Genomic DNA, 6,422 nt, shown 5'->3' with positions numbered 1-6,422 from the left:
AAATGCGGACGTAGCTCAGCTGGTAGAGCACCACCTTGCCAAGGTGGATGTCGCGAGTTCGAATCTCGTCGTCCGCTCTCTTTTTTCAATACCACTCCGGATCCTTCCGGTGCGGGCGATTGGCGCAGCGGTAGCGCGCTTCCCTGACACGGAAGAGGTCACTGGTTCGATCCCAGTATCGCCCACCACAAAGCAGCTCCCCGGAGCTGCTTTTTTATTGCCCGGCGTTCCGGCGGGAACGCCCCGAATAGGGCATCAGGACCCTAGACAAGTCGCGGCGCGTGCCCTTGGCACTCCGGGGGTCCCGGGCTAGGATCGAAAGCGGAGGAGCGATCTGGCTCCGCGACAGAAGGGAGGTGCCCGTGGGAATTCTTGACGATCTGAAGGGCAAGGCTCAGCGACTCGTTGGTGGCAATGAACAAGCCATCAAGGACGGCATCGAAAAGGCCGGCGATTTCGTCGACTCGAAGACCGGCGGAAAGTACGCCGACAAGATCGATTCCGTCCAGAAGGGCGCAGCCGGCCTCGTGGACAAGGTCGACGACAAGCCGCATGCGGCACCCGTCGACGAGCCTCCCGTCGCCGGAGAGCCCCCTGTAACCGGTGAACCCCGGCAGCAGGGCCTCTAACCCAGGAACGTCAGCGAGGTGCCGGTCCCGCCGTGAGGCGGCGCCGGCACCTTTGGCGTTTAAGCGCGGCGTTTAAGCGCAGCGTTTACGGGCTACGACGGTTCGTGGTTCTGCCCTTCCCGGGCAAGGGCCGTCAACCGCGACACCGCCCGGAAGTACTTCTTCGTGTAGCCGCCGGTCATCATTTCCTCGGTAAAAAGCTGATCGAAGGGAACGCCGCTGGCGAGGATCGGAACATCCTTGTCATACAGCCGGTCCGCCAGCACCACGAACCGGAGGGCCACTGCCTGCTCGGTGATGGTTTCCACATCACGCCACACAACACCCTCGATGCCGGCCAGGAGCTGCCGGTACCGGCTGGGGTGGACGCCTGCCAGGTGGTTGATGAGGGTCTTGAAGTCATCCCGGGCCACCGTTTTACCGTGGAATTCCGCCTGCATGTGGTGCGTCAGGTCTGCATTCTTCAGCGGAGCAGGCGCTGCCGGGAGGCCGCGGTGGCGGAAGTCCTCGCCGTCGATCCTGACGACGTCGAACTGGTCCGCCAGCACCTGGATCTCACGCTGGAAGTCGACAGCGGCGAACCGTCCGTCGCCCAGCGAACCGGGGAGGGTGTTCGACGTTGCGGCAAGCTTGACGCCGGCGTCGGCCAGTTCGCGCATCAGCCGGGACATCAGGACGGTGTCCCCCGGGTCGTCGAGTTCGAACTCGTCGATGCACACGAGCTTGTAGCTGCTGAGCGCCTCAACGGTCTTGCGGAAGGACAGCGCGCCCACCAGGTTGGTGTATTCGACGAAGGTGCCGAAGGCCTTGGGTCCGGGGGCCGCGTGCCACAGCGAGGCCAGCAGGTGGGTCTTGCCCACGCCGAAACCGCCGTCCAGGTAAATGCCGGCGCGGGAATTGTCCTTGTCCTTCTTGCCAAACAGTTTCTGGAAAAGTCCGGAGCTTCCGTTGGCGCCAACGCCGGTGGCGAAGGACTCCAGCGCCGTTACCGCCCCGGCCTGGCTCGGCTGCGACGGATCGGGCCGGTAGCTTGTGAAGGAGACCTCTCCGAACCGCGGGGAGGGATAAAAACCCTTGAGGAGTTCATCCACGGAAACCGACGGTGTCCGCGCGGAGAGCTGTTCGATCTGTACCAAGGTGGTCCGTTCTGCTGGTCTCGTGTCCCCAGAAAGGATACCGGCAATGGGGCACCTGCCCCATTGCGCTGTGCGCACACGTGACCAAGGCCATATTTCCCTCTGTGAACGCAGGGACGCATTAGTGCCGGCCCGTGGCTAGTGTTGGAACTGGCCCGGCCGCAGCGACGCCTCCCGGTGGCATGGGTCCCCTGACCGTTTCAGTGAAAGGCCATCCCTGTGTCCTACCCCGTTGAACAGAACGAAAAGTTCGCCGAGTACGCGAACCCGGAACGCCTTGTGTCCACCGAATGGCTCGCAGAGGCCATTGAAAACGGCGCCGTCGCCGACGGCAAACTCGTGGTGGTGGAGTCCGATGAGGATGTCCTGCTCTACGAAACCGGCCACATCCCGGGCGCCGTCAAGATCGACTGGCACACCGACCTGAACGACGAGGTCACCCGCGACTACGTGGACGGCAAGGCGTTTGCGGCCCTGGCGGCTGCCAAGGGCATCTCCCGCGACTCCACCGTGGTCATCTACGGCGACAAGTCCAACTGGTGGGCCGCGTACGCCCTGTGGGTCTTCACCCTCTTCGGCCACGAAGACGTCCGCCTGCTGGACGGCGGCCGCGACAAGTGGATCGCCGAGGGCCACAAGATGACCACCGACGTCACCGTCACCTCCCCGGCCGAATACCCGGAGGTGGAGCGCAACGATGCCCCCATCCGCGCCTTCAAGGAAGACGTGCTGGCCCACTTCGGCAAGCCGCTGATCGACGTCCGCTCCCCCGAGGAATACAGCGGCCAGCGCACGCACATGCCCGCCTACCCTGAGGAAGGCGCCCTGCGGGGCGGCCACATCCCGACGGCTGCCTCGATCCCCTGGGCACGCGCGGCAGCCGGCGACGGCACGTACCGCAACCGGGCCGAACTCGAGGCCCTTTACCTGGGCGAGGCCGGCCTCAAGGAAGGCGACGACGTCGTGGCATACTGCCGCATCGGCGAGCGTTCCAGCCACACCTGGTTCGCACTGAAGTACCTGCTGGGCTTCGAGACGGTGCGTAACTACGACGGTTCCTGGACCGAGTGGGGTAACGCCGTCCGCGTGCCCATCACCAAGGGAACCGAGCGCGGCACGGTACCGGCGTAAACTGGACCTGATGAATACCCAAGCCCTTCCCGCCGCGCTGGCGGAAATAGTTGACGACTTCCAGGCCCTGACCGAACCCGAGCGGCTGCAACTGCTGCTGGAGTTCTCCCAGGGGCTCCCCGAGCTTCCGGACCGGTTGAAGGACCACCCGGAACTCCTTGAGCAGGTTGTCGAGTGCCAGTCGCCGCTGTTCCTGACCGTTGAGACGGAAAAGCACGACGCCGGTTCGCCGGACAGCGTGCGCTTGTACTTCAAGGCGCCGCCGGAAGCACCCACCACCCGAGGATTCGCTGGTGTCCTGCATGAAGGGCTCGACGGTCTCACGGCACCGGAGATCCTTTCGGTGCCGGATGACATGCCCGAGCTGCTGGGGCTCACCCGCGCCATCACTCCCCTGCGGATGCGGGGAATGACGGCCATGCTGGGACGGATCAAGCGCAAGGTGGCTGCCTCCGCCGCGCTGAAGGCCTAGGCCGGAAGGTCCGGGCACCACATGGCGCGCAAACAGGCTTCACAAGGAACGCCGGCTACAGCAGCACTCGCTGCGGCCGGCGTTCCTTTCGTGCTGCATCCGTACAGCCACGACCCCTCGGCTGCCAGCTACGGGATGGAAGCCGCCGAAGTGCTGGGCGTGGATCCCGCAAAGGTCTTCAAGACCCTGATGGTGGATGTGGACGGCAGGCTCGCCGTGGGGATCGTCCCGGTGCACGGAAACCTGGACCTGAAGGCAATCGCGGCTGCGCTGGGCGCCAAGAAGGCAGCCATGGCGGATCCAGCCACGGCACAGCGCAGGACCGGCTATGTACTGGGCGGAATATCACCGCTGGGGCAGCGCCAGCCCTCCCCCACCGTCCTGGATGAGAGCGCCCTGGGCCAGGAGAGCATCCTGGTCTCCGGCGGCCGGCGCGGGCTGGACATCGAGCTTGACCCGGGCCATCTTGTCCGGCTCACCGGCGCCATCACCGCGCGCATCGGCACAGGCCCGAAATCCACTCCGGACCGCTAGCGTCCGGTCCGGAAGCTAGTCCGGAGCGTTAGCATCCGGCACGGCCGGTAAGGGCCTCCGGGGGCGGGAGCCCGGGTTGGTCCGGGGTGCCAGCTGCCGCCGCAGCCAGGCGGTGACCAGGCCTTCCCAGCGCTCCGGATCGACGTTCCACTCCTTGGTATGGCGGGCGTTCTGGAACGACTCGAAGGTGACCATCTCCGGGTTTTTTTCGGCAATGCTGGCCGACGGGCCGTAAGGCACATATTCGTCGTCGACGCTGTGCAGGATCAGTGTGGGGGTCCTGAGTTCCACGGCGCGGGAGACCCAGTCCATCGGCTTCAGGTCTACGGGCGCCGCCAGTCCCGTCAGGCGCCGGCCCAGGCGGTGTCCCATCATCAGCTGCCCGTACTTCCCGACTGCGGACGGGATGCGGTTCAGTTGCGCATGGTGCGCCAGCACGTTCACCCAGTCAATGACCGGTGCATCGAGCACCATCGCCCGGATGAGGTGGTGGTGCCGGGAGAGGTCGGCCGTCTGCAGGCAGATCGCACCGCCCATGGACCAGCCAAACAGCACCACTTCCCTGGCGCCATTGGCGACGGCGAAACTGATGGCTGCCTCGACATCGCGCCATTCGGTGGACCCAAGGCCGTAGCGCCCGTCCGGGGCGGAAGGTGCCAGTCCGTCGTTGCGGTAGGAGATCACCAGGCTGGTCATGCCGAGAGCCCGCGCCGGCCGGAGTGCCCGTAGGCATTCCTGCCGGCTGGCACCGCGGCCGTGTACCATGATGGCCCAGATGTCCGAGGGCACCGCCGCGCGCACCAGCCACGCCGGCGCAACGCCGCCCTCGACGTCGACTTCCACGTCCTCGGCCGGCAGGCCGATCGACGCCGGGTCGGGGTGCGAAGCCCCGCTCCAGTAGCCTCGGCGGGCCTTGGTGAGGTCGCCGGAATAGACGGCCTCGACCTCCCGCAGGACGGTGCGTTCCGCGGGTGAGTACGAAAGGATCCTGCCAATCCGTGCGTGTCCGCGGCCGCCGTCGAAGATCAGCCCGTAGGTGCCCTCAACCGTGGTGTCTTCGGTGGCGGCAAGGATGATCTGGAGTCCGTCCGCGGCCCGGATGACAGCCAGCACTTCCTGGTTCTCATCCCGGACCCGCACGGGCGTGATGACCCGCCTGGCGAAATAGAGGGCGAGGGCAGAGGACCCTGCACCCAGCAGTCCCGCGGCGGCACCTCCGGCGATTACGCCGCCCACGGCCCATTTGGCGCTGGCGGACATGCCCGCCTCGGGGGTGCCCTGGACCCGGTCAAAGGCACGGGGCGGATTCGTCGGAGTGGCCGGGCGCAGCCCCGGAATTGATGCCATGGATCCATTCTTACTGCTGCCGGCCCTCCGATCATATTCGGGCACACCGCTGGCGGCCCGAGGCCCGGATGAAATCCGTGCGGGAAGGTCAGGCCGGGACTAGGCTGGGGTCATGAGCGATCCAATCGTCATTTTGACAGAAGAGCCGCTGGGTGCGGACGACCGCGTGAACATCGAACGCCTGGTGGACGGGGGTGACGCGCCCCTCCTGGTGCTGGTGCCGGCCAACACGGAACGGCACCTGCTGGTGGACTTCCTCGAAAACCTGTCCCTCCTGGACGTCGCCAAAGCTTTCCGGGAGCTGACTTCCCATGCCCCGGATCCCGCAACCGAACGCGCTGCCGCCGCCGAAACGCTGGCGGTATCGCTTAACGCGCTGGCCGGAATCGGCGGCGGCGTCACCGGCGAAGTGGTGGAGGGCGGGGCCGTGCAGGGACTCGTGGCCAAGGTCAAGGAAGTCGGTGCGGGCCAGGCCGTCGTCATCACGCGCCCCCATGCCATCGCGGACACGTTCCACACCGACTGGGCCAACAAGGCCCAGGACCAGCTGGGACTGCCTGTGCTGCACCTGTATGCGGGTTCGGGATTTATCGGCGACTCCTGAGCGTTGTTCAAACCATGAGCATCTTTAGCAACAAGCCAAAAGTCGCGCCCGTCCAGGTCTCCGGCGATGGATCCGCTGCGGAAAACAACACTCCGCGGGTTGAAAAGACCGACGAGGAATGGCGGCAGGAGCTGACGCCGGAGGAGTACCGGGTGCTCCGGCAGGCGGGAACCGAGCGTCCCTACACCGGAGAATACTGGGACACCCACACGGCCGGTGTCTACAAATGCCGGGCCTGCGGCGTGGAACTGTTCACGAGCAAGGAAAAGTTCGACTCCCACTGCGGCTGGCCGTCCTTCTGGGCACCGCTCGCAGACGGAACCGTCCGCTACATCCATGACCGCACCATGGGCATGGACCGTGTTGAGGTCCGCTGCGCAAGCTGCGATTCGCACTTGGGCCATGTTTTCGAGGGCGAGGGGTACGGCACCCCCACGGACCAGCGCTTCTGCATCAATTCCGTCTCGCTGACGCTGGTTTCAGCGGACGACGCCGCAAAGTAGGCGCCGCCAGGCAGAGGCGGAAGGACCCGCCCCCGCTACGGCTGGGGCGGGTCTGCTCAACCACTT

The 6,422-nt window shown here is 65.8% G+C and carries 8 protein-coding genes and 2 tRNA genes; 8 read left to right on the top strand and 2 right to left on the bottom strand.

The window, feature by feature from the left end:
• Window positions 1–4: 4 nt before the first annotated feature.
• The 3 genes from AC07YR_RS04415 (at window position 5) to AC07YR_RS04405 (ending at window position 629) form a co-directional block, all read left to right on the top strand.
• Window positions 5–77, top strand: a tRNA-Gly gene (locus tag AC07YR_RS04415).
• Window positions 78–113: 36 nt separating this feature from the next.
• Window positions 114–188 (top strand) — tRNA-Val (locus AC07YR_RS04410).
• A 174-nt stretch (window positions 189–362) separates the two neighbouring features.
• On the top strand, window positions 363–629 hold the full coding sequence (locus AC07YR_RS04405) for an antitoxin (RefSeq protein ID WP_156372377.1): 267 nt from the start codon (window positions 363–365) through the stop codon (window positions 627–629).
• Between the two features lie 92 nt (window positions 630–721).
• Here the strand turns inward: AC07YR_RS04405 and zapE are convergent, their stop codons facing one another.
• Window positions 722–1,765, bottom strand: coding sequence for a cell division protein ZapE (zapE, locus tag AC07YR_RS04400; RefSeq protein WP_055802268.1), 1,044 nt, complete (start codon window positions 1,763–1,765; stop codon window positions 722–724).
• 219 nt (window positions 1,766–1,984) lie between these two features.
• Here zapE and AC07YR_RS04395 point away from each other — a divergent pair, with 219 nt between their 5' ends.
• Genes AC07YR_RS04395 through ybaK form a run of 3 tightly spaced genes read left to right on the top strand, consistent with a single transcriptional unit; the run spans window position 1,985 to window position 3,902 of the window.
• Complete coding sequence (locus tag AC07YR_RS04395) at window positions 1,985–2,896, top strand: sulfurtransferase (protein WP_494733181.1); 912 nt, start codon at window positions 1,985–1,987, stop codon at window positions 2,894–2,896.
• Window positions 2,897–2,906: 10 nt separating this feature from the next.
• Complete coding sequence (locus AC07YR_RS04390; RefSeq protein WP_055802264.1) at window positions 2,907–3,368, top strand: SufE family protein; 462 nt, start codon at window positions 2,907–2,909, stop codon at window positions 3,366–3,368.
• A gap of 21 nt (window positions 3,369–3,389) precedes the next feature.
• A complete protein-coding gene (ybaK, locus tag AC07YR_RS04385; protein ID WP_436057335.1) occupies window positions 3,390–3,902 on the top strand; it encodes a Cys-tRNA(Pro) deacylase in 513 nt (170 codons plus the stop codon).
• Window positions 3,903–3,917: 15 nt separating this feature from the next.
• Here the strand turns inward: ybaK and AC07YR_RS04380 are convergent, their stop codons facing one another.
• On the bottom strand, window positions 3,918–5,162 hold the full coding sequence (locus tag AC07YR_RS04380) for an alpha/beta hydrolase family protein (RefSeq protein ID WP_494733383.1): 1,245 nt from the start codon (window positions 5,160–5,162) through the stop codon (window positions 3,918–3,920).
• Between the two features lie 199 nt (window positions 5,163–5,361).
• Between AC07YR_RS04380 and AC07YR_RS04375 the strand changes: the two genes are divergently transcribed.
• Both AC07YR_RS04375 and msrB read left to right on the top strand, forming a co-directional pair.
• Window positions 5,362–5,853, top strand: a complete 492-nt coding sequence (locus AC07YR_RS04375) for a hypothetical protein (protein ID WP_028270801.1) — start codon at window positions 5,362–5,364, stop codon at window positions 5,851–5,853.
• A 14-nt stretch (window positions 5,854–5,867) separates the two neighbouring features.
• Window positions 5,868–6,356, top strand: a complete 489-nt coding sequence (gene msrB / locus AC07YR_RS04370; RefSeq protein ID WP_055802260.1) for a peptide-methionine (R)-S-oxide reductase MsrB — start codon at window positions 5,868–5,870, stop codon at window positions 6,354–6,356.
• Window positions 6,357–6,422: the final 66 nt, after the last annotated feature.

It is taken from the genome of Arthrobacter sp. GW460-12-1-14-TSB2, from assembly GCF_059423525.1.
Note: the sequence above shows the minus strand (reverse complement) of the source record. Positions and strands in the feature narration are given on the sequence as shown.

What these genes read in the sequence shown, in the direction of transcription:
- ybaK (WP_436057335.1), top strand. Translation starts at nt 3,390, where the DNA reads ATGGCGCGCAAACAGGCTTCACAAGGAACGCCGGCTACAGCAGCACTC.
- AC07YR_RS04390 (WP_055802264.1), top strand. Translation starts at nt 2,907, where the DNA reads ATGAATACCCAAGCCCTTCCCGCCGCGCTGGCGGAAATAGTTGACGAC.
- msrB (WP_055802260.1), top strand. Translation starts at nt 5,868, where the DNA reads ATGAGCATCTTTAGCAACAAGCCAAAAGTCGCGCCCGTCCAGGTCTCC.
- AC07YR_RS04375 (WP_028270801.1), top strand. Translation starts at nt 5,362, where the DNA reads ATGAGCGATCCAATCGTCATTTTGACAGAAGAGCCGCTGGGTGCGGAC.
- AC07YR_RS04380 (WP_494733383.1), bottom strand. Translation starts at nt 5,162, where the DNA reads ATGTCCGCCAGCGCCAAATGGGCCGTGGGCGGCGTAATCGCCGGAGGT.